The sequence below is a fragment of the Pseudomonas sp. genome (assembly GCF_049653025.1).
Classification (GTDB): Bacteria; Pseudomonadota; Gammaproteobacteria; order Pseudomonadales; family Pseudomonadaceae; genus Aquipseudomonas.
Genome location: NZ_JBASFM010000006.1, coordinates 467,179 through 487,638, shown reverse-complemented (window position 1 = coordinate 487,638; position 20,460 = coordinate 467,179). Strand labels below are relative to the sequence as shown.

General features: G+C 60.5%; 18 protein-coding genes. 17 read left to right on the top strand and 1 reads right to left on the bottom strand.

The window, feature by feature from the left end:
- The first annotated feature begins 87 nt into the window (after nucleotides 1–87).
- The 17 genes from dnaE (at nucleotide 88) to rpoS (ending at nucleotide 19,490) form a co-directional block, all read left to right on the top strand.
- Nucleotides 88–3,609, top strand: a complete 3,522-nt coding sequence (gene dnaE / locus WBK23_RS05330) for a DNA polymerase III subunit alpha (RefSeq protein ID WP_424482931.1) — start codon at nucleotides 88–90, stop codon at nucleotides 3,607–3,609.
- Nucleotides 3,610–3,777: 168 nt separating this feature from the next.
- The gene (locus WBK23_RS05325; protein ID WP_424482930.1) at nucleotides 3,778–4,728 is read left to right on the top strand and encodes an acetyl-CoA carboxylase carboxyltransferase subunit alpha; all 951 of its coding nucleotides are present in this window, start codon (nucleotides 3,778–3,780) and stop codon (nucleotides 4,726–4,728) included.
- Between the two features lie 60 nt (nucleotides 4,729–4,788).
- On the top strand, nucleotides 4,789–6,105 hold the full coding sequence (gene tilS / locus WBK23_RS05320) for a tRNA lysidine(34) synthetase TilS (RefSeq protein WP_424482929.1): 1,317 nt from the start codon (nucleotides 4,789–4,791) through the stop codon (nucleotides 6,103–6,105).
- A gap of 168 nt (nucleotides 6,106–6,273) precedes the next feature.
- Nucleotides 6,274–7,905 carry a CTP synthase gene (locus WBK23_RS05315; RefSeq protein WP_424482928.1) on the top strand — a complete coding sequence of 544 codons (1,632 nt, stop codon included), beginning with the start codon at nucleotides 6,274–6,276 and terminating at the stop codon, nucleotides 7,903–7,905.
- 4 nt (nucleotides 7,906–7,909) lie between these two features.
- Nucleotides 7,910–8,755 carry a 3-deoxy-8-phosphooctulonate synthase gene (kdsA, locus tag WBK23_RS05310; protein WP_275961197.1) on the top strand — a complete coding sequence of 282 codons (846 nt, stop codon included), beginning with the start codon at nucleotides 7,910–7,912 and terminating at the stop codon, nucleotides 8,753–8,755.
- Between the two features lie 145 nt (nucleotides 8,756–8,900).
- Entirely contained in the window at nucleotides 8,901–10,190 is a 1,290-nt protein-coding gene (gene eno / locus WBK23_RS05305; RefSeq protein WP_424482927.1) for a phosphopyruvate hydratase, read from the top strand.
- A gap of 190 nt (nucleotides 10,191–10,380) precedes the next feature.
- Nucleotides 10,381–10,662, top strand: a complete 282-nt coding sequence (gene ftsB, locus WBK23_RS05300) for a cell division protein FtsB (RefSeq protein ID WP_424482926.1) — start codon at nucleotides 10,381–10,383, stop codon at nucleotides 10,660–10,662.
- Nucleotides 10,659–11,369, top strand: a complete 711-nt coding sequence (ispD, locus tag WBK23_RS05295) for a 2-C-methyl-D-erythritol 4-phosphate cytidylyltransferase (RefSeq protein ID WP_424482925.1) — start codon at nucleotides 10,659–10,661, stop codon at nucleotides 11,367–11,369. The genes ftsB and ispD overlap by 4 nt, the downstream gene beginning before the upstream one ends.
- Nucleotides 11,370–11,484: 115 nt before the next feature.
- Nucleotides 11,485–12,597 carry an S-(hydroxymethyl)glutathione dehydrogenase/class III alcohol dehydrogenase gene (locus WBK23_RS05290; RefSeq protein ID WP_424482924.1) on the top strand — a complete coding sequence of 371 codons (1,113 nt, stop codon included), beginning with the start codon at nucleotides 11,485–11,487 and terminating at the stop codon, nucleotides 12,595–12,597.
- 20 nt (nucleotides 12,598–12,617) lie between these two features.
- Complete coding sequence (gene fghA, locus WBK23_RS05285; protein WP_424482923.1) at nucleotides 12,618–13,463, top strand: S-formylglutathione hydrolase; 846 nt, start codon at nucleotides 12,618–12,620, stop codon at nucleotides 13,461–13,463.
- Nucleotides 13,464–13,564: 101 nt separating this feature from the next.
- Nucleotides 13,565–14,038: a 2-C-methyl-D-erythritol 2,4-cyclodiphosphate synthase gene (gene ispF, locus WBK23_RS05280; RefSeq protein WP_424482922.1), complete on the top strand. Its 474-nt coding sequence runs from the start codon at nucleotides 13,565–13,567 to the stop codon at nucleotides 14,036–14,038.
- Entirely contained in the window at nucleotides 14,035–15,093 is a 1,059-nt protein-coding gene (gene truD / locus WBK23_RS05275) for a tRNA pseudouridine(13) synthase TruD (RefSeq protein ID WP_424482921.1), read from the top strand. Before ispF ends, truD begins: the two co-directional genes overlap by 4 nt.
- Nucleotides 15,081–15,830 (top strand): 5'/3'-nucleotidase SurE, encoded by a 750-nt coding sequence (gene surE / locus WBK23_RS05270; protein WP_424482920.1) that lies wholly within the window; start codon nucleotides 15,081–15,083, stop codon nucleotides 15,828–15,830. Before truD ends, surE begins: the two co-directional genes overlap by 13 nt.
- A gap of 41 nt (nucleotides 15,831–15,871) precedes the next feature.
- Nucleotides 15,872–16,507 (top strand): protein-L-isoaspartate(D-aspartate) O-methyltransferase, encoded by a 636-nt coding sequence (locus WBK23_RS05265; RefSeq protein WP_424483292.1) that lies wholly within the window; start codon nucleotides 15,872–15,874, stop codon nucleotides 16,505–16,507.
- Between the two features lie 26 nt (nucleotides 16,508–16,533).
- The gene (locus WBK23_RS05260; protein ID WP_424482919.1) at nucleotides 16,534–17,472 is read left to right on the top strand and encodes a DUF368 domain-containing protein; all 939 of its coding nucleotides are present in this window, start codon (nucleotides 16,534–16,536) and stop codon (nucleotides 17,470–17,472) included.
- 56 nt (nucleotides 17,473–17,528) lie between these two features.
- On the top strand, nucleotides 17,529–18,377 hold the full coding sequence (locus tag WBK23_RS05255) for a peptidoglycan DD-metalloendopeptidase family protein (protein WP_424482918.1): 849 nt from the start codon (nucleotides 17,529–17,531) through the stop codon (nucleotides 18,375–18,377).
- 105 nt (nucleotides 18,378–18,482) lie between these two features.
- Nucleotides 18,483–19,490, top strand: a complete 1,008-nt coding sequence (gene rpoS / locus WBK23_RS05250; protein WP_424482917.1) for an RNA polymerase sigma factor RpoS — start codon at nucleotides 18,483–18,485, stop codon at nucleotides 19,488–19,490.
- Nucleotides 19,491–20,135: 645 nt separating this feature from the next.
- Here rpoS and fdxA read toward each other — a convergent pair.
- Entirely contained in the window at nucleotides 20,136–20,459 is a 324-nt protein-coding gene (fdxA, locus tag WBK23_RS05245) for a ferredoxin FdxA (protein ID WP_424482916.1), read from the bottom strand.
- Nucleotide 20,460 lies beyond the last annotated feature (1 nt).

Genomic DNA, 20,460 nt, shown 5'->3' with positions numbered 1-20,460 from the left:
TCGATCCGCTGATCCGCATGCTGTTGTTTGCACCTTGGCCCGGTACAATCCGGGCCTTATCGTTTTTGTGTTTTGTATAGGACTGCCATGACCGCCTCGTTCGTCCACCTGCGTTTGCACACCGAGTTCTCCCTGGTCGACGGTCTGGTGCGGGTCAAGCCGCTGATCAAGTCAGTGGCGGCTGCGGGTATGCCGGCGGTGGCGGTCACCGATATGAGCAATATGTGCTCGTTGGTGAAGTTCTATAAGGCCGCCATGGGTGGCGGCATCAAGCCGATTTGCGGGGCCGACATCTGGCTGGCCAGCGCCGAGGAAGATGGCCCGCTCAGCCGTATGACTCTGCTGGCGATGAATGCCAAGGGCTATCGCAACCTCACCGAACTGGTCTCGCGCGGCTGGAGCGAAGGGCAGAGCAATGACCTGGTGATCATCCAGCGCGACTGGGTCAAGGAAGCGGCCGAGGGCTTGATTGCTCTGTCTGGCGCGAAGGAGGGTGAGGTCGGTCATGCCTTGCTCGATGGCGAGCCGGCGGCGGCCGAAGCGGTGCTGCGCGAGTGGATGGTGGTATTCCCCGAGCGTTTCTACCTGGAAGTGCAACGCACCAACCGGGTCAATGATGAAGAGCATCTGCACGCCGCCGTTGCTTTGGCTGATAGGGTCGGTGCGCCATTGGTGGCGACCAACGATGTGCGCTTTATCAAGCAAGACGATTTCGCCGCCCACGAAACCCGCGTGTGCATCGGCGAAGGCCGCAGCCTGGATGACCCGCGCCGCCTGCGCACCTATTCCGATCAGCAGTACCTGAAAACGCCTCAGGAGATGGCCGAGCTGTTCAGTGACCTGCCGGAAGCCCTGGAAAACACCGTCGAGATCGCCAAGCGCTGCAATATCGAAGTGCAGCTGGGTAAATACTTCCTGCCGGACTTCCCGGTGCCGGCCGGCATGACCATGGACGAATACTTCCGCCAGGTCTCGTTCGAGGGTCTGGAAGAGCGCCTGGCGGTGCTCTGGCCGAAGGACACCACGCCGAATTACGAAGAGAAGCGCCAGGTCTATATCGACCGGCTGAATTTCGAGCTGGATATCATCATCCAGATGGGCTTCCCCGGTTACTTCCTGATCGTTATGGACTTTATTAAGTGGGCGAAGAACAACGGCGTGCCGGTCGGCCCGGGCCGTGGGTCGGGTGCCGGTTCGCTGGTGGCCTATGTACAGAAGATCACCGACCTCGACCCGCTGGCCTATGACCTGCTGTTCGAACGCTTCCTCAACCCGGAGCGGGTCTCCATGCCCGACTTCGACGTCGACTTCTGCATGGATGGCCGTGACCGGGTGATCGATTACGTGGCCGAGAAATACGGCCGTAACGCGGTGAGCCAGATCATCACTTTCGGCACCATGGCAGCCAAGGCGGTGGTGCGCGACGTGGCGCGGGCCCAGGGCAAGTCCTACGGCCTGGCCGACCGTCTGTCGAAGATGATTCCCTTCGAAGTCGGTATGACCCTGGAAAAAGCCTACGAGATGGAAGAGCCGCTGCGCGACTTCCTCAAGGTCGACGAAGACGCCCGGGAAATCTGGGAAATGTCGCTCAAGCTCGAAGGCATCTGTCGCGGTACCGGTAAACACGCCGGTGGCGTGGTGATCGCGCCGACCAAGCTTACCGACTTCTCGCCGATTGCCTGCGATGACGAGGGCGGCGGCCTGGTGACCCAGTTCGACAAGGACGATGTGGAATCCGCCGGCCTGGTGAAGTTCGACTTCCTCGGCCTGCGTACCCTGACCATCATCAAGTGGGCGATGGAAACCATCAACCGCGAGCAGGCCAAGAAGGGCCTGCCGGATCTGAACATCGACTTTATCCCGCTGGATGACAAACCGACGTTCAGCATGCTGCAGAAAGCCGAGACCACTGCGGTGTTCCAGCTTGAATCGCGCGGCATGAAGGAGCTGATCAAGAAGCTCAAGCCGGACTGCCTGGAAGACATGATCGCTCTAGTGGCCCTGTTCCGTCCGGGGCCGCTGCAGTCGGGCATGGTGGACGACTTTATCAACCGTAAACACGGTCGCGAGCCGATTTCCTACCCGCATCAGGACTATCAGTACGCAGGCCTGGAGCCGGTACTCAAACCGACCTACGGCATCATTCTGTACCAGGAGCAGGTGATGCAGATCGCCCAGGTCATGGCCGGCTACACCCTGGGTGGTGCGGACATGCTGCGCCGCGCCATGGGTAAGAAAAAGCCCGAGGAGATGGCCAAGCAGCGTGGCGGTTTTATCGAAGGCTGCGCCAGTAACGGCATTGATGGCAACCTGGCGGGTAACATCTTCGATCTGGTGGAGAAATTCGCCGGCTACGGCTTTAACAAATCTCACTCCGCTGCCTATGGCTTGCTCTCGTATCAGACGGCCTGGCTCAAGGCGCACCACTCGGCGGCCTTTATGGCGGCGGTGCTGTCGGCGGATATGCACAACACCGACAAGGTGGTCACTCTGATCGAGGAATGCCGCAGCATGAAGCTGCGCCTCGATGCGCCGGATGTGAACATCTCCGAGTTCAAGTTCACGGTTAACAACGAAGGCTGGATCGTCTACGGCCTGGGCGCGATCAAGGGTGTCGGCGAGGGGCCGGTAGAGGCCATCGTCGAGGCGCGTCAAGACGGGCCGTTCAAAGACCTGTTCGATTTCTGTTCGCGGGTCGACCTCAAACGCATCAACAAGCGCACCCTCGAAGCGCTGATTCGCAGCGGTGCGCTGGATCGCCTGGGCCCGCACTTCCATGAAGAGCTGAAAGCCTACAAAGCCGATATCGACCGTAACCGCGCGGTCTTGCTGGGCGCGATGGAAGAGGCCGTGCAGGCCGCCGAACAGACCGCGCGCAGCGCTGAGAGCGGGCACATGGACCTGTTTGGTGGGGTATTTGCCGATACCGAGGCGGATGTCTATCGCAATCACCTGCGCGCCCGCGAGCTGACGCTGAAAGAGCGCCTCAAGGGTGAAAAAGACACCCTGGGCCTGTACCTGACTGGCCATCCGATCGATGAATACGAAGGCGAAGTGCGGCGTTTTGCTCGTCAGCGCATCGTTGACCTGAAAGCCGCGCGCGGCGATCAGACGATTGCCGGCCTGGTGGTCAATCTGCGGGTGATGAAGAACAAGAAGGGCGACAAGATGGGCTTTATCACCCTGGACGATCGTTCCGGGCGGATCGAAGCCTCCTTGTTTGCCGAAGCGTTCAACAGTGCGCAGGCCTTGCTGCAGACCGACGCCCTGGTGGTGGTCGAGGGCGAGGTGAGCAACGATGACTTCTCCGGCGGCTTGCGCCTGCGCGCCAAACGGGTGATGAGCCTGGAGGAGGCGCGGACCGGTCTGGCCGACAGCCTGCGCCTGAAGGTCACCAGCGGTGCTTTGCAGGGTGATCGCCTGCGCTGGCTGGGCGAACTGTGTGGTCGTCATCGCGGCGCGTGCCCGATCACCGTTGATTACAGTGGTGTCGATGCCAAGGCGCAGTTGCAGTTCGGCGAAGGCTGGCGAATTGAGCCGGCGGACAGTCTGATTCAGGCATTGCGTGACCAGTTCGGCAAAGACAACGTCTTTTTGCACTACCGCTGATTTGCGAGGCTCAGGCTTCGCCGGTTGGTCGTGATGCCCAGTGGGTTCTGTTTCGAAGGCTTTCGTGCAGATCCGGGTGTCGACCTGAATGCGCCTGCTGCTATAAGGTAAGGCGCGAAAACGGATACAGCTCCCGGCCACTTGGCCGTCGACGCAAGACGGATGACTATGAACCCGAATTTTCTCGATTTCGAACAGCCGATCGCCGACCTGCAAGCCAAGATCGAAGAGCTTCGCCTGGTCGGTAACGACAACTCGCTGAACATCAGCGATGAAATCGCGCGCCTGCAGGACAAGAGCAGCTCGCTGACCGAAACTATTTTCGGCAACCTGAGCAGCTGGCAGATCGCCCAGCTGGCGCGCCACCCGCGCCGTCCTTATACCCTGGATTACCTGCAGCACATCTTTACCGAGTTCGATGAGCTGCATGGCGATCGGCATTTCTCCGACGACGCCGCCCTGGTCGGTGGTGTGGCGCGTCTGGACGATCAACCGGTAATGGTGATCGGTCACCAGAAAGGCCGTGAGATTCGCGAAAAGGTGCGCCGCAATTTCGGCATGCCGCGCCCAGAGGGCTACCGTAAGGCCTGCCGTCTGATGGAGATGGCCGAACGCTTCAAGATGCCGATCCTGACCTTTATCGATACTCCGGGTGCTTACCCAGGCATCGACGCCGAAGAGCGTAACCAGAGCGAGGCCATCGCCTGGAACCTGCGCGTGATGGCGCGCCTGAAGACCCCGATCATCGCCACCGTAATCGGTGAAGGTGGTTCCGGCGGTGCCTTGGCGATTGGCGTGTGCGATCAGCTGAATATGCTGCAGTACTCGACCTATTCGGTGATCTCGCCGGAAGGCTGCGCCTCGATTCTGTGGAAAACCGCGGAAAAAGCGCCGGATGCCGCCGAAGCCATGGGCATTACGGCCGAGCGCCTGAAAGGCCTGGGCATTGTTGACCAGGTCATCGGTGAGCCACTCGGTGGTGCGCACAGTGATCCGGCTGCTGCCGCAGAGTCAGTACGCCAGGCATTGTTGACGCAGCTGGCAATGCTCAAGACCTTCGATACCGACGCGCTGCTCAAGCGTCGTTATGAGCGTCTGATGAGCTACGGGATTGCCTGATTGCTTGGCAGTTGCGCATACAACGGGCCTGCGGGCCCGTTGTTGTTTTAAGCTTGGCCGATGACTCCTGTGCATATTCGTTTGCGTAATGCCCTGCAGCCCTGGCGTAGTGCCCCAGGCTGGTGTGTTGCCCTGTCCGGCGGGCTGGACTCCACGGTGCTGCTGCACCTGCTGGCCAGCCTCGCGCAACGCGAGGCATTGCCGCCACTTTCCGCTATTCATATTCATCACGGTCTGCAGGCTGCGGCTGATGCCTGGCCGGCGCATTGTCGTGAGCTGTGCGCGGCCTTGTCTGTGTCGTTGCAAGTTGAATATGTGCAGGTGGCTCCCGGTGCGAGTCTTGAGCGTGCGGCACGCGAGGCCCGTTACGCGGCTTTTGCTGCGCGTTTGGGGGCTGGTGAGGTACTGCTTACTGCGCAGCATCGTGATGATCAGGCCGAAACCCTGTTGTTCCGCCTATTGCGCGGTGCCGGAGTGCAAGGCTTGTCGGCCATGCCGGTGAGTCGAGCGCTGGGCGTGGGGCAGCTGGTTCGGCCGCTCCTCAACTGTTCGCGTGAGGAGCTGTTGGCTTATGCCCGTGAGCACAAGCTGACTTGGATCGAAGATCCGTCAAATGCCGATGAGCGCTTCTCGCGCAATTACCTGCGCCGTCAGGTGTTGCCTGCGTTGCTCAGTCGCTGGCCGCAGGCCGCCACCAATATGGCCCGCAGCGCCGCGCACTTGAGTGAGGCCGCGCAGTTGCTCGATGAGTTGGCGCAGCAGGATATGGCTGCCGCTGAAGATGCAACCGAGTTTGCCTGGCTGTCGTTACCAAATCTGGCCCTACCTGCACTGCGCGCTCTGAGTGAGCCACGCCAGCGCAATGCCCTGCGCTACTGGCTGCGGCCGCTGACGACGATGCCCGATAGCGAACACTGGGCCGGTTGGCAGACGTTGCGCGATGCGGCCGTGGATGCCGCGCCAATCTGGCGATTGGCCGGTGGTGAGTTGCGCCGCAGTGATGAATGTTTGTGGTGGCTGAGCGGAGATTGGTTGTGCACGCCGCCACCTTTGGCCCAGCCGATACAGAGTAATCAGAGCGTGTCATTGCCCGGCAATGGACATGTGCAGGTTGTCGGTGCGCTGTCCGCGGGTGATTGGCGCTTGGCCTATCGCCAGGGCGGTGAGCAGATGTTGCTGGCGGGGCGCGGTCGGCGTGATTTGAAACGTCTGCTCAATGAGCGAAGGCTGCCGAGCTTTGTGCGTGATCGCTTGCCGCTGCTGCTGCTGGATGGCCAGGTTATGGCGTTGGCCAATCTGCCAGGTTTGCACGGTCCTGCCGATGGCAGCTGGCAATTGCATTGGCAGCCACCGACGAATGATCAAGGTTTGAGCTGATAAGCCCTTTCCGGTAGACTACGCTCCCGTCTTACTACAGCTTTTGTTGACTCCCCCTGGGAATCGACAGGGCTAGCTCATTGCAGTGCATCGCAGAGAGCCGCTTCGGTATTCCTTCGCTTTCCCCGGCGGCATTGACCGCTTAAACGCAGACTTCTAGGGTTTTTCATGACGCGCTACATATTCGTCACGGGTGGTGTTGTTTCTTCATTGGGGAAAGGCATCGCCTCGGCTTCATTGGCGGCTATCCTGGAGGCGCGGGGCCTGAAGGTCACCATGCTCAAGCTGGATCCCTATATCAACGTCGATCCGGGCACCATGAGCCCGTTCCAGCACGGTGAGGTGTTCGTCACCCACGACGGCGCTGAGACCGACCTCGACCTGGGCCACTATGAGCGGTTTATCCGCACCACCATGACCCAGAACAACAACTTCACCACCGGCCGCGTCTACGAAGACGTGCTGCGCCGCGAGCGCCGTGGTGATTATCTGGGCGCGACCATTCAGGTCATCCCGCATATCACCGACGAGATCAAGCGCCGCATTATCAAGGGTGCTGGCGACGCTGACGTGGCCATGGTTGAAATCGGTGGCACGGTCGGCGACATCGAGTCGCAGCCGTTCCTCGAAGCCATTCGCCAGCTGCGTGTTGAAGTAGGTGCCAAGCGCGCCATGCTGATGCACCTGACTTTGGTGCCGTATATCGCCACCGCAGGCGAAACCAAGACCAAGCCGACCCAGCACTCGGTGAAAGAGCTGCGCTCCATCGGCCTGCAGCCGGACGTGCTGATCTGCCGCTCCGATCACCCGATCGATATCTCCTCGCGCCGCAAGATCGCGCTGTTCACCAACGTCGAAGAGCGTGCGGTGATTTCCCTGGAAGACGTCGACACCATCTACAAGATCCCAGGTGTGCTGCATGCCCAGGGCCTGGATGACTTCGTCGTCGAGCGCTTCGGCCTGGAATGCAACGGTGCCGACCTGTCCGAGTGGGACCGTGTCGTCGATGCCAAGCTGAATCCGGAGCACGAAGTCACCATCGCCATGGTCGGCAAGTACATGGAACTGCTGGACGCCTACAAATCGCTGATCGAAGCGATGAGCCATGCCGGCATCCAGAACCGCACCAAGGTCAACCTGCGCTATATCGACTCCGAAGACATCGAGAACAAAGGCACCGACCTGCTCGAAGGTGTCGATGCCATCCTGGTGCCTGGCGGCTTCGGTCTGCGCGGCGTGGAAGGCAAGATCAAGACCGTGCAGTACGCCCGTGAGAACAAGATTCCCTACCTCGGTATCTGCCTCGGCATGCAGGTCGCGGTGATCGAGTTCGCCCGCAATGTGCTGGGCTGGACCGATGCCAACTCCACCGAATTCGACACCAGCAGCCAGCACCCAGTAGTCGGTCTGATCACCGAATGGCAGGACGCCACCGGCGTGACCGAGCAGCGTACTGACGCCTCCGATCTGGGCGGCACCATGCGCCTGGGTGCCCAGGATTGCCAGCTGATGGCCGGCTCCAATGTGCGTGACTGCTACGGCCAGGATGTGATCGTCGAGCGTCATCGTCATCGCTATGAAGTGAACAACAACCTGTTGCCGCAGCTGATCGCCGCCGGCCTCAAGGTCACCGGTCGCTCCGGTGACGGCGCGTTGGTTGAAGTGGTGGAGGCTCCTGAACACCCATGGTTCGTCGCCTGCCAGTTCCACCCGGAGTTCACCTCCACTCCGCGTGACGGCCATCCGTTGTTCAGCGGTTTCGTGACTGCCGCGCTGACGCAGAAAGCTAAGAAGGCATAGGGATATGACGCAGAAAATCATCAAGGTTGGCGGCATCGAAATCGCCAACGACAAGCCATTCGTGCTGTTCGGCGGGATCAACGTCATCGAATCCCGCGATCTGGCCATGCGCGCCTGTGAAGAATACGTGCGGGTTACCGACAAGCTCGGTATTCCCTACGTGTTCAAAGCCAGCTTCGACAAGGCCAACCGCTCGTCCGTGACCTCATTCCGTGGCCCAGGCCTGGAAGAGGGCATGAAGGTCTTCGAGGAAATCAAAAAGACCTTCGGCGTGCCGGTGATTACCGACGTGCACGAGCCTGAGCAAGCGGCTCCAGTGGCGGCGGTTTGCGACATTATCCAGCTGCCGGCGTTTCTCTCGCGGCAGACCGACCTGGTAGTGGCCATGGCCAAGACCGGCGCGGTGATCAATATCAAGAAAGCCCAGTTCCTCGCGCCCCAGGAGATGAAGCACATCCTGGCCAAGTGCGAAGAAGCAGGTAATGACCAGCTGATTCTCTGCGAGCGTGGTTCCAGCTTCGGTTACAACAACCTGGTGGTGGACATGCTCGGCTTCGGCATCATGAAGCAGATGAACTACCCGGTGTTCTTCGACGTAACCCACGCCCTGCAGATGCCGGGTGGTCGCGCTGATTCCGCCGGTGGTCGCCGTGCTCAGGTCACTGATCTGGCCAAGGCAGGCATGAGCCAGGGCCTGGCCGGTCTGTTCCTCGAAGCCCATCCGGATCCGGACAATGCCAAATGCGACGGCCCTTGCGCCCTGCGTCTGGACAAGCTGGAGCCGTTCCTCACCCAGCTCAAGCAGCTGGATGATTTGATCAAGAGTTTTGCGCCGATTGAGACTGCCTGAAACGGCAAATCTCCGGTAAAGTGCCTTTTGTATACAATCTGACTAAATAGTCAGTACATATTGCGCGCTGGACTAATCTCTGGCGCGCAATGAGTGTGCAACTCGGTACTACCCTTTTCGTCAATTTTTTGGAGTGCTACACGCAATGGCAAAGATCGTCGACATCAAAGGCCGTGAGGTTCTCGATTCCCGTGGTAACCCGACTGTAGAAGCCGATGTAATTCTCGACGGCGGCATCATGGGCAGCGCCTGCGCGCCGTCCGGTGCCTCCACCGGTTCGCGTGAAGCGCTGGAATTGCGTGATGGCGACAAGAGCCGTTACCTGGGCAAGGGCGTGCTGAAAGCCGTGGCCAACATCAATGGCCCGATCCGCGACCTGCTGCTGGGCAAAGATGCCACTGACCAGAAAGCCCTCGACCTGGCGATGATTGCCCTCGACGGCACCGAAAACAAAGCCACCCTAGGCGCCAACGCCATCCTCGCCGTGTCCCTGGCTGCCGCCAAGGCTGCCGCTCAGGCCAAGGGCGTGCCGCTGTACGCGCATATCGCCGACCTGAACGGCACTCCGGGCGTTTACTCGATGCCGGTGCCGATGATGAACATCATCAACGGCGGCGAGCATGCCGATAACAACGTCGATATCCAGGAGTTCATGGTCCAGCCGGTGGGCGCGAAGACCTTCGCCGACGCGCTGCGCATGGGTACCGAGATTTTCCATCACCTCAAAGCCGTGCTCAAAGCCCGTGGCCTGAGCACCTCAGTCGGTGACGAAGGTGGCTTCGCGCCGAACCTGGCCTCCAACGAAGACGCCCTGGCTGCTATCGCCGAAGCCGTAGCCAATGCCGGTTACACCCTGGGCGACGACGTCACCCTGGCGCTGGACTGCGCTTCCAGCGAGTTCTTCGAAGACGGCAAGTACGACCTGGCTGGCGAAGGCAAAGTGTTCAACGCCGAAGGCTTCGCCGACTACCTGGCCGGTCTGTCTGAGCGTTACCCGATCATCTCCATCGAAGACGGCATGGACGAGTCCGACTGGGCTGGCTGGAAAGTTTTGACCGATAAAATCGGTCAAAAAGTTCAGCTGGTCGGCGACGACTTGTTTGTAACGAATACAAAAATCCTCAAGCGCGGCATCGACGAGTCGATCGGCAACTCGATCCTGATCAAGTTCAACCAGATCGGCACCCTGACCGAGACCCTGGAAGCCATCCAGATGGCCAAGGCCGCTGGCTACACCGCGGTGATCTCGCACCGCTCCGGTGAAACCGAAGACAGCACCATCGCCGACCTGGCTGTGGGTACTGCTGCCGGCCAGATCAAGACCGGTTCGCTGTGCCGTTCGGACCGCGTGTCCAAGTACAACCAACTGCTGCGTATCGAAGAGCAGCTGGCTGGTAAAGCACCATACAAAGGCCGCGCCGAGTTCCGTGGCTGAAAACCGCTGCGCTCGACTATGCGGCGTTAAAATCAGGCTCGGCATGCTCATTTACTGCAGTAAACTCCGCTGCCTCGCCTGATTTTGCCTTGCCTAGTCATCGCTCGCGATGTTTTCAGTGACCACTCAATGCGTGGTAAAAGAGGGGCGGCGCGAGTCGCCCCTTTTTCATCCGGAATCTTTTGCCGTTATGCGTAGTCGTTCTTACTGGGTGTTTTTCGTGCTGATTGCCTTGCTGGCAGGTTTGCAATATCGCCTGTGGGTGGGCGATGGCAGCTTGGCGCAGGTGGCCCAGTTGCAGCAGCAGATCGCCGATCAGCAGGGCGAAAATCAGCAGCTGCAAGAGCGCAACCGGATTCTCGAAGCGGAAGTGCTGGAGCTGAAAAGCGGTATGGAAACCGTCGAAGAGCGTGCGCGGCACGAGCTGGGCATGCTTAAAGAGGGCGAAACCCTCTATCAGTTGGCTGAATGAATAACCGCGAGTTACCCCCTTTCTGGGCGTTAATCCCGGCCGCCGGTGTTGGCAGCCGGATGCACGCCGATCGGCCCAAGCAGTACCTGCAGCTGGCCGGTAAAAGCATTATCGAACACACCCTGGCCTGCTTTCTTGAGCACCCGCAGCTGTGCGCTGTGGTGGTCAGCCTGGCACTGGATGATCCCTACTGGCCGACCCTGAGCTGTGCCAATGATCCGCGTGTTCAGCGCGCTGCGGGTGGTGCCGAGCGCGCCGATTCGGTGTTGAGCGGCCTGCTGCGCCTGACGGAGCTGGGTGCACAGGAGCAGGATTGGGTGCTGGTGCACGACGCGGCGCGACCCAATCTGGCGCGTAGCGATCTCGACCTGCTGCTCGGCGAGCTGGCCGATGACCCGGTGGGCGGCCTGCTCGCCGTGCCGGCGCGCGACACCCTCAAGCGTGCCAGCGCGGATGGCCGGGTGCAGGCCACCGTGGACCGCACGCCGATCTGGCAGGCTTTTACCCCGCAAATGTTCCGCCTGGGCGAATTGCAACGGGCGCTGGCCGATGCCTTGATTGCCGGTATGGCGATTACCGACGAAGCCTCGGCGATCGAATGGGCTGGGCAAGCGCCGCGCCTGATCGAGGGGCGTGCGGATAACCTGAAAGTTACCCGCCCAGAAGACTTGCGCAGTTTGGCCAGCCTCTGGCACCTCAAGCAATAGCGACCCGTGTGAGTCGATAAGCGGCGTGCAGGATGGTCGCTCGGGAAAAGTGGGTTACCTGTCTGAGGTGCTGCTCTACACTCTGCGCCACCGTTGAAGCCGCTGGAGAGCGACCATGATCAAGTCCCGTGCTGCCGTAGCCTTTGCCCCCAATCAGCCGCTGCAAATCGTCGAAGTCGACGTTGCGCCGCCCAAGGCCGGTGAAGTGCTGGTGCGCATAGTTGCCACCGGTGTGTGTCACACCGATGCCTACACCCTGTCCGGCGCGGATTCCGAAGGCGTGTTCCCGGCGATTCTCGGCCACGAGGGCGGCGGTATTGTTGAGGCCATCGGCGAGGGTGTGACCTCGGTGAAGATCGGCGACCACGTGATTCCGCTGTACACCGCCGAATGCCGCGAGTGCAAATTCTGCAAGTCCGGCAAGACCAACCTGTGCAGCTCGGTACGCGCCACCCAGGGCAAGGGCCTGATGCCCGACGGCACTTCACGCTTCAGCTACAAGGGTCAGCCGATCTACCACTACATGGGCTGCTCGACCTTCTCCGAATACACCGTGTTGCCAGAAGTCTCCCTGGCGGTGATCCCCAAGGACGCGCCGCTGGAAAAGGTCTGCCTGCTCGGCTGTGGCGTGACCACCGGCATCGGTGCGGTGCTGAACACTGCAAAAGTGGAAGAGGGCGCGACCGTAGCGATCTTCGGTCTGGGTGGCATCGGCCTGGCGGCAATCATCGGCGCGAAAATGGCCAAGGCTTCGCGCATCATCGCTATCGACATCAACCCGGCCAAGTTCGACGTGGCCCGTGAGCTGGGCGCGACTGATTTCGTTAATCCAAAGGATTTCACCAAGCCGATTCAGGACGTGGTCATCGAGATGACCGACGGCGGCGTGGACTACTCCTTCGAGTGCGTCGGCAATGTGCAACTGATGCGCGCGGCGCTGGAGTGCGCGCACAAGGGCTGGGGCGAGTCGGTGATTATCGGTGTGGCCGGTGCCGGCCAGGAAATCAGCACCCGGCCGTTCCAGCTGGTGACCGGGCGCGTGTGGCGCGGTTCGGCCTTCGGTGGGGTCAAGGGCCGCACCGAGCTGCCGAGCTATGTGGACAAGGCGCAGAAGGGCGAGATCCCGCTGGACACCTTTATCACCCACACCATGGGCCTGGAGCAGATCAACGAGGCCTTCGACTTGATGCACGAAGGCAAGAGCATCCGCACCGTTATCCACTATTGATCTGTAGGGTGGGCATCTCCATGACCCTGGAAATCGTTTCCAGCAACAAGAGTTGCGGTGGCTGGCACAAACGCTACCGGCATCGTTCGACTGCACTCAACTGCGATATGCAGTTCGCCGTCTACCTGCCGCCGCAGGCCGAGCAGGGTGTCAGGCTGCCGGTGCTGTACTGGCTGAGCGGGCTGACCTGCACCGACGAAAACTTTATGCAGAAGGCTGGGGCACACAAGCTGGCTGCCGAACTGGGGTTGATCCTCGTCGCGCCGGACACGAGCCCGCGCGGTGCGGAGGTGCCGGATGATCCGGACAAAGCCTGGGATTTTGGTCTGGGCGCGGGTTTCTACGTCAACGCCACCCAGGAGCCCTGGGCGCGGCATTACCGCATGCACGACTATGTGGTGCAGGAGCTACCGGTGCTGATCGAAGCGAACTTTCCGGTATCCGCCAAACGCGGCATCAGCGGCCACTCCATGGGTGGGCACGGTGCGCTGGTCTGCGCGCTGCGCAATCCGGGGCGTTATCAGTCGCTGTCGGCGTTTGCGCCGATCAGTAACCCGAGCCATTGCCCCTGGGGCGAGAAGGCGTTCTCGCGCTACCTGGGCGATGAGCGTTCGCGCTGGCGCGAATGGGATGCCTGTGCGCTGCTGGCCGAGGCGACGGAAAAGCTGCCGATCCTGGTCGATCAAGGCGACCGTGATGATTTTCTGGAAAGCCAGCTCAAGCCGGATGCGCTCAAGGCCGCGGCGCAGGCCGCCGGCCATCCGCTGATCCTGCGCCTGCAACCGGGCTACGACCACAGCTACTACTTTATCGCCAGCTTTATCGATGACCACCTGCGTCATCACGCCAAGGCGTTATTGAGCTGAACTGCTGCTGACAGAAGGCGTTTTGCTTGGCCAGCTAGCCGGGTTGATCGTGCAGCTTTCAGTTAGAATCACGCCCTGACTTTTTCAGGGCGTTGTCTTTTATGCGTATCGGCCACGGCTACGATGTACACCGCTTCGGCGAGGGCGATTTGATTACCCTGGGCGGCGTGCAGATTCCCCATAAGTTTGGCCTGCTGGCCCATTCCGACGGCGACGTGCTGCTGCATGCCTTGAGCGACGCCTTGCTCGGTGCGGCGGCGCTGGGCGATATCGGCAAGCACTTTCCCGATACCGACCCGACCTTCAAGGGCGCAGACAGCCGCGTGCTGCTGCGGCATGTACTCGGTCTGGTTCACGCCAAGGGCTGGCAGGTCGGCAATGTCGACGCCACCATCGTCGCCCAGGCCCCGAAGATGGCCCCGCATATCGACAGCATGCGCGTGCGGATTGCCGAAGACCTGCAGGTGAGCCTGGATCAGGTCAACGTCAAGGCCACCACCACCGAGAAGCTTGGCTTTACCGGGCGTGAAGAAGGTATTGCCGTGCACGCCGTCGCACTGTTGGTGAACCGATGAACGAGCTCGAACTGCTCGGCCCGCGTGCCTATGGCGAACCCTGTGGCACCGCGTTGCTCAAGGCGGTGGCGGAAGACTTTCAGGTCGATGAGGTGCTGGATATTCCCCTGGCCGGCGAGGGTGAACACCTTTGGCTATGGGTGGAAAAGCGCGAGCTGAACACCGAGGAAGCCGCCAAGCGCATCGCCCGCGCTGCCGGTGTGCCGTTGCGGCTGATCAGCTACGCCGGGCTCAAGGATCGTCAGGCCCTGACTCGTCAGTGGTTCAGCCTGCACCTGCCGGGCAAGGCCAATCCCGATCTGAGCGCCGCCGAAGATGCCAGCCTGAGCATCCTCAAGCAGGTGCGGCATACCCGTAAACTGCAGCGCGGCGCGCATGCGGCCAACGGCTTTACCCTGCGCCTGACCCAGCTTGTCGCTGATCGCGAGGCACTGGACAAGCGCCTGACGCAGATCGCGGCGCAGGGCATCCCCAACTATTACGGCTTGCAGCGCTTTGGCTTCGAGGGCGGCAATGTCGCCCATGCCCGCCACTTTGCGGCGAACAAGAGCCTGCCGGAGAAGCGCAATGTGCGTTCGCGGGTGCTCTCGGCGGCGCGTAGTTACCTGTTCAATCAGGTACTGGCCGAACGGGTAGCCGCCGGCACCTGGAGCCAGGCGCTGCTGGGTGATCTGCTGGCCTTTACCGACAGCCGCAGTTTTTTTGCTGCCGGTGAAGCCGAGTGCAGCGATCCGCGTCTGGCCATTCTCGATCTGCACCCGACGGGCCCGTTGTGGGGCGCAGGCGTGTCCACCGCTGGCGGTGTGGCACAGGCGCTGGAACAGCAGATTGGTGCGCGTGAAAGCGTCTTGGTCGACTGGTTGGCAGAAGCGGACATGACGCACGAACGGCGTATTCTGCGCCTCCCCATTGGCGGTTTGACGTGGCATTATCCTGAGCCTGACATTCTGCAACTGGAATTCGTCCTGCCGGCTGGATGCTTCGCCACGGTGTTGGTGCGCGAGCTCGTCGATCTGTTGCCGGCAGGGCAGACGGACAACCCATGCGTATTCTGATTTCTAATGATGACGGTGTCGCCGCGCCAGGCCTTGCCGCGCTGCATGCCGCGCTGGCCGACTATGCCGAGTGCACGGTGATTGCACCCGATCAGGACAAGAGCGGGGCGAGCAGCTCGCTGACCCTCGACCGGCCGCTGCATCCCAATACCTTGCCCAATGGCTTTATCAGCCTGAACGGCACACCGACCGACTGCGTACACCTGGGCCTCAACGGCTTGTTGCCGCATGTGGCGGACCTGGTGGTGTCGGGCATCAACCTGGGAGCCAACCTGGGCGATGACGTGCTGTATTCCGGCACCGTCGCCGCTGCCTTGGAAGGGCGCTTTTTGAGCCGCCCGGCGTTCGCCTTCTCGTTGCTCTCGCGCTTGCCGGATAACCTGGCGACCGCCGCCTATTTCGCCCGCAAGCTGGTCGAGGCGCACGAGCAGCTCGACCTGCCGCCGCGCACCGTACTCAACGTGAATATCCCCAACCTGCCGCTGGAGAATATCCGCGGCATCCAGCTGACCCGCCTGGGCCACCGTGCCCGCGCTGCCGCGCCGGTCAAGGTGGTCAACCCGCGTGGCAAAGAGGGGTATTGGATCTCGGTGGCCGGTGATGCCGAAGATGGCGGCCCGGGTACGGATTTTCATGCGGTGATGCAGGGCTACGTCTCGGTCACGCCGTTGCAGCTTGACCGCACCTTCCAAGAGGGTTTCAACAGCCTGCAACCCTGGTTGGAGGGGCTGCTGTGATCCGCCGCGAGCAGGACCCGTTGCAGCACCGTGGCATTGGCATGACCTCGCAACGCACCCGTGAGCGCCTGATTCAGCGGCTGTACGAAGAGGGCCTGTCCAACGCCCATGTGCTGGAGACCATCCGCCGCACGCCGCGTCACCTGTTTGTCGATGAAGCCCTGGCGCACCGCGCCTATGAAGACACCGCGCTGCCGATCGGCAACAACCAGACCATCTCGCAGCCTTATATGGTCGCGCGCATGAGTGAGTTGCTGCTGGCGGCAGGTCCCTTGGACAAGGTGTTGGAGATCGGCACCGGCTCGGGTTACCAGACGGCGATCCTGGCCCAGCTGGTGGAGCGGGTGTTCACCGTCGAGCGTATCCAGTGCTTGCAGGAAAAGGCCAAGGAACGCCTGGCACAGTTGAATCTGCGCAACGTGGTGTTCCGCTGGGGGGATGGCTGGGAAGGCTGGAATGCCCTGGGTCCTTACAACGCCATTATCGTGACCGCCGCGGCCGCTCAAGTGCCGCAGGCACTGCTCGATCAGCTGGCTCCAGGCGGGCGTCTGGTGATTCCGGTCGGGGCGGGGGATGTGCAGGAGTTGCTGCTGATCGTCCGCGAAGAGGATGGCTTCTCCCGTCACGTGCTCGATGCTGTGCGCTTTGTGCCCTTGCTCAATGGGCCGTTGGCCTGACTCATCGATTGTCTGCGGATGGCTTCATGAAGAACTACTTGCTGCTCTATGCCAAAGGCATCGCCATGGGCGCGGCCGACGTGGTGCCGGGCGTATCTGGCGGTACCGTGGCCTTTATCGGCGGTATCTATGATGAGCTGCTGCGTTCCATCGCCAGCGTACCGGCCGGGCTGGCGCTGCTGTTGCGCGGGCGCATTGTCGCGGCCTGGCAGGCGGCCAACGCCACCTTTCTGTTGGTGTTGCTGCTGGGCATTCTGACCAGCGTGCTGAGCCTGGCCCAGTTGATTACCTACCTGTTGGCCGAACATCCCATCCCGGTGTGGTCGTTTTTCTTTGGCCTGATTCTGGTCTCCAGCCATCTGGTCGTGCGGGAAATTCAGCGTTGGAATTGGACGCGGCTGGTGAGCTTTGGCTTTGGCGTGGGCTTCGCCTACTGGATTACCGTCGCGTCGCCGCTGCAGTGGGGCAATGACCCGCTGAGTCTGTTTCTGGCAGGGGCGATTGCCATCTGCGCGATGATTCTGCCGGGGATTTCCGGGAGCTTTCTGTTGGTGCTGATGGGGTTGTATAGCTTCATCCTGAGCGCCGTAAAGGCATTGGATTTGCTGGTGCTGGGCGTTTTTGCCAGCGGCTGCCTGGTGGGTATTGTCAGCTTCGCCGGCGTTCTACGCTGGTTGTTGGCACGCTGGCGTGACCTGAGCCTGGCGTTCTTGACCGGCCTGATGCTCGGTTCGCTGAACAAGGTCTGGCCCTGGAAAGAAACCCTCAGCTGGCAGGTCGATAGCGCCGGGCAGTCGGTGCCGTTGTTGCAGGCTAATCTGTGGCCTGCGCGCTTTGCTGAAGTCAGTGGGCAAGATCCGCAGTTGCTCATGGCACTTGGCCTGGCGCTCGCAGGCGTCATCCTGGTGCTGGGCCTGGAGTGGCTGGCCGGGCGTAGCCCGCAAAGCGCTGGTGATAACCCATAATTGCGGCACAATACACGCCAGCCAGAAGTCGTCAGTTTTACCTAAGGGAGATGCGGGTGAGTTTCACAGCCATTCAATTGCCGATGCGTTCCAGCAGTGCACGATGCCTGTTGAGTGGCCTTGTCCTCAGTGCGCTTCTCAGTGCTTGCTCGAGCACGCCGCCAGCCGGTGGGGTCAACGTGGTTGACCGCAATAATGCTGGTGCCGCCCCAGTGCCGCAACGTCAGCCGGTTAGCCGCGGCCAGTATCAGGTGCAGCGTGGCGATACCCTGTATTCGATCGCCTTCCGCTTCGGCTGGGACTGGAAGGCCTTGGCCGCGCGCAATGGCATCGCGCCGCCTTATCTGATCCGGGTTGGCCAGATGATTCGCTTCGATGGGCAGCCGTCCAGCCGTCCGCCGGTGGCTGTGGCCCCTGTGGTTGCGCCTACGCGTCCCGGTGCACCTGTCGCAGCGAAACCGCCGCAAGCTCAGCCGCCTGTGCCGATCAAAACCCCACCGAGCGTGACGGCGGTGCCACCCTCGCAGCGCTCTGCATCGGGCTGGATATGGCCTTCCAGCGGCACCGTTATCGGGCGTTTTTCCTCAAACGGCAGTTTGAATAAAGGAATTGATATCGCCGGAGAATTGGGCCAGCCTGTTTTAGCTGCGTCTGATGGTTCAGTGGTCTACGCCGGGAGTGGTTTACGGGGCTACGGCGAGTTGATAATCATCAAGCATAGCGATACCTACGTAAGCGCCTACGGACACAACCGCAGGCTGTTGGTGCAGGAGGGGCAACAGGTCAAAGCCGGGCAGAAAATTGCCGAGATGGGTTCCACAGGAGCCGACCGGGTGAAACTTCACTTTGAAGTGCGCCGCCAAGGTAAACCTGTAGATCCATTGCAATACCTGCCACGTCGTTGATCTTGCGCTAGCCTGTCTCCACCACGTGGGAGGGACGGGCTCGGGTGTAACCAGGGATTTGGTCGCGCTAGGGCTTGCTGTCGAACTCAGCAAGGAATAACAAAAATGGCTCTCAATAAAAAAGAAGCGCCGGAGTTTGACGTCGATGATGAAGTGCTCCTGATGGAGCCTGCTATTGTCCTTGACGATGATTCAGACGAAGAAGCGCAACCGCCAGTCTCCCGCAGCAAAGCAAAAGGCTCCACGGCCAGCAAACAGCATAAGTACATCGATTACACCCGCGCGCTCGACGCCACTCAGCTGTACCTCAACGAAATCGGTTTTTCCCCCCTGCTGACCCCGGAAGAGGAAGTGTTCTTCGCGCGCCTGGCGCAGAAGGGTGACCCTGCCGGTCGCAAGCGCATGATCGAAAGCAACCTGCGCCTGGTGGTGAAAATTGCGCGGCGTTATGTCAATCGCGGCTTGTCCCTGCTGGACCTGATCGAAGAAGGCAATCTCGGCTTGATTCGCGCCGTGGAAAAATTCGATCCCGAGCGCGGCTTCCGTTTCTCAACCTATGCCACCTGGTGGATCCGCCAGACCATCGAACGGGCGATCATGAATCAGACCCGTACAATTCGTTTACCCATCCATGTGGTTAAAGAGCTCAACGTGTACCTGCGTGCTGCTCGCGAATTGACCCAGAAGCTCGACCATGAGCCTTCTGCAGAAGAAATTGCCAACCTGCTGGAAAAACCGGTGGGTGAGGTCAAGCGCATGCTGGGCCTGAATGAGCGTGTCTCCTCGGTGGATGTATCACTGGGCCAGGACTCGGATAAAACCCTGTTGGACACCCTGACCGATGAGCGTCCTACCGACCCTTGTGAGTTGCTGCAGGATGACGACCTTTCGCAAAGCATCGATCAGTGGCTGTCCGAACTGACCGATAAGCAGCGTGAGGTGGTGATTCGCCGCTTCGGCCTGCGTGGCCATGAGAGCTGCACGCTGGAGGAGGTCGGACAGGAAATCGGCTTGACCCGTGAGCGTGTAAGGCAGATCCAGGTTGAAGCGCTCAAGCGCTTGCGCGAAATCCTGGAGAAAAATGGTCTGTCGAGTGACTCGTTGTTCCAGTAGCTCCTTGCTTTAACACTCAACCCGGCTCAGGCCGGGTTTTTTGTGTTCAGCACATTCATGCGCGTCACCCCTTTTGGCTTCGCGCAAAAACGCTCCCCGCGTCTTGGTGGTCTGCTGTCCAGGGTGGGTGCCCTTGCGCTTCGCGCGCAGCGCAAGGTCAATAATCGTTCCTGGCGATTATTTGCGAGTGCTCATGTAAGCCATTGCTTACAACTTGTGTAAGCAATCGGTGCGGTGAGTGGCCTTATAATCGCTCGTTAATTACTTAAGCTGTTGTTTTTATTGATTTTTTATAAATAAATGAACTGCGTAACCACAGCTTTTAGGCGATTTTCCTGGCTTGTGGTGGGGCCGTAAATCGCTAATATCACACCTGTGCTAACGGATAAGCACGGGTTGTCAGGAAGACAATCAGGACATCGCAAGACGCGATTCATCAGGATGATGGGCTGGGAAATAAAGGGACTAGGGACAAAAGAGTGGGCGGCGCGAGCCGCCCCTTTTTTTGTGCTCGCGATTCCTGGCGACCACCCTTCGGGCCGTCGCTACGCGACGTCAAAAATTGTTCCCGACAATTTTTTGCCTGCAGAAAAGTAAAAACCCGCGCAAGGCGGGTTTTTAGTGTGCAGCTCGGTGAACCAGGTACTAGCGCTCCAGGTGTTGCAGCTTGTCCTTCACGCCATCCCATTCTTCTGCATCCGGCAGGGATTCTTTCTTCTCGGTGATGTTTGGCCAGATTTCGGCCAGATCAGCGTTCAGTGCAATGTATTCCTGTTGCTCTTCCGGGACTTCATCTTCGGAGAAGATGGCCTGGGCCGGGCATTCTGGCTCGCAGAGTGCGCAGTCGATGCACTCGTCCGGGTGGATCACCAGGAAGTTCGGGCCTTCGTAGAAGCAGTCCACCGGGCAGACTTCAACACAATCGGTGTATTTGCATTTGACGCAGTTGTCGGTAACGACGAAGGTCATT

What these genes read in the sequence shown, in the direction of transcription:
- dnaE (WP_424482931.1), top strand. Translation starts at nt 88, where the DNA reads ATGACCGCCTCGTTCGTCCACCTGCGTTTGCACACCGAGTTCTCCCTG.
- WBK23_RS05325 (WP_424482930.1), top strand. Translation starts at nt 3,778, where the DNA reads ATGAACCCGAATTTTCTCGATTTCGAACAGCCGATCGCCGACCTGCAA.
- tilS (WP_424482929.1), top strand. Translation starts at nt 4,789, where the DNA reads ATGACTCCTGTGCATATTCGTTTGCGTAATGCCCTGCAGCCCTGGCGT.
- WBK23_RS05315 (WP_424482928.1), top strand. Translation starts at nt 6,274, where the DNA reads ATGACGCGCTACATATTCGTCACGGGTGGTGTTGTTTCTTCATTGGGG.
- kdsA (WP_275961197.1), top strand. Translation starts at nt 7,910, where the DNA reads ATGACGCAGAAAATCATCAAGGTTGGCGGCATCGAAATCGCCAACGAC.
- eno (WP_424482927.1), top strand. Translation starts at nt 8,901, where the DNA reads ATGGCAAAGATCGTCGACATCAAAGGCCGTGAGGTTCTCGATTCCCGT.
- ftsB (WP_424482926.1), top strand. Translation starts at nt 10,381, where the DNA reads ATGCGTAGTCGTTCTTACTGGGTGTTTTTCGTGCTGATTGCCTTGCTG.
- ispD (WP_424482925.1), top strand. Translation starts at nt 10,659, where the DNA reads ATGAATAACCGCGAGTTACCCCCTTTCTGGGCGTTAATCCCGGCCGCC.
- WBK23_RS05290 (WP_424482924.1), top strand. Translation starts at nt 11,485, where the DNA reads ATGATCAAGTCCCGTGCTGCCGTAGCCTTTGCCCCCAATCAGCCGCTG.
- fghA (WP_424482923.1), top strand. Translation starts at nt 12,618, where the DNA reads ATGACCCTGGAAATCGTTTCCAGCAACAAGAGTTGCGGTGGCTGGCAC.
- ispF (WP_424482922.1), top strand. Translation starts at nt 13,565, where the DNA reads ATGCGTATCGGCCACGGCTACGATGTACACCGCTTCGGCGAGGGCGAT.
- truD (WP_424482921.1), top strand. Translation starts at nt 14,035, where the DNA reads ATGAACGAGCTCGAACTGCTCGGCCCGCGTGCCTATGGCGAACCCTGT.
- surE (WP_424482920.1), top strand. Translation starts at nt 15,081, where the DNA reads ATGCGTATTCTGATTTCTAATGATGACGGTGTCGCCGCGCCAGGCCTT.
- WBK23_RS05265 (WP_424483292.1), top strand. Translation starts at nt 15,872, where the DNA reads ATGACCTCGCAACGCACCCGTGAGCGCCTGATTCAGCGGCTGTACGAA.
- WBK23_RS05260 (WP_424482919.1), top strand. Translation starts at nt 16,534, where the DNA reads ATGAAGAACTACTTGCTGCTCTATGCCAAAGGCATCGCCATGGGCGCG.
- rpoS (WP_424482917.1), top strand. Translation starts at nt 18,483, where the DNA reads ATGGCTCTCAATAAAAAAGAAGCGCCGGAGTTTGACGTCGATGATGAA.
- fdxA (WP_424482916.1), bottom strand. Translation starts at nt 20,459, where the DNA reads ATGACCTTCGTCGTTACCGACAACTGCGTCAAATGCAAATACACCGAT.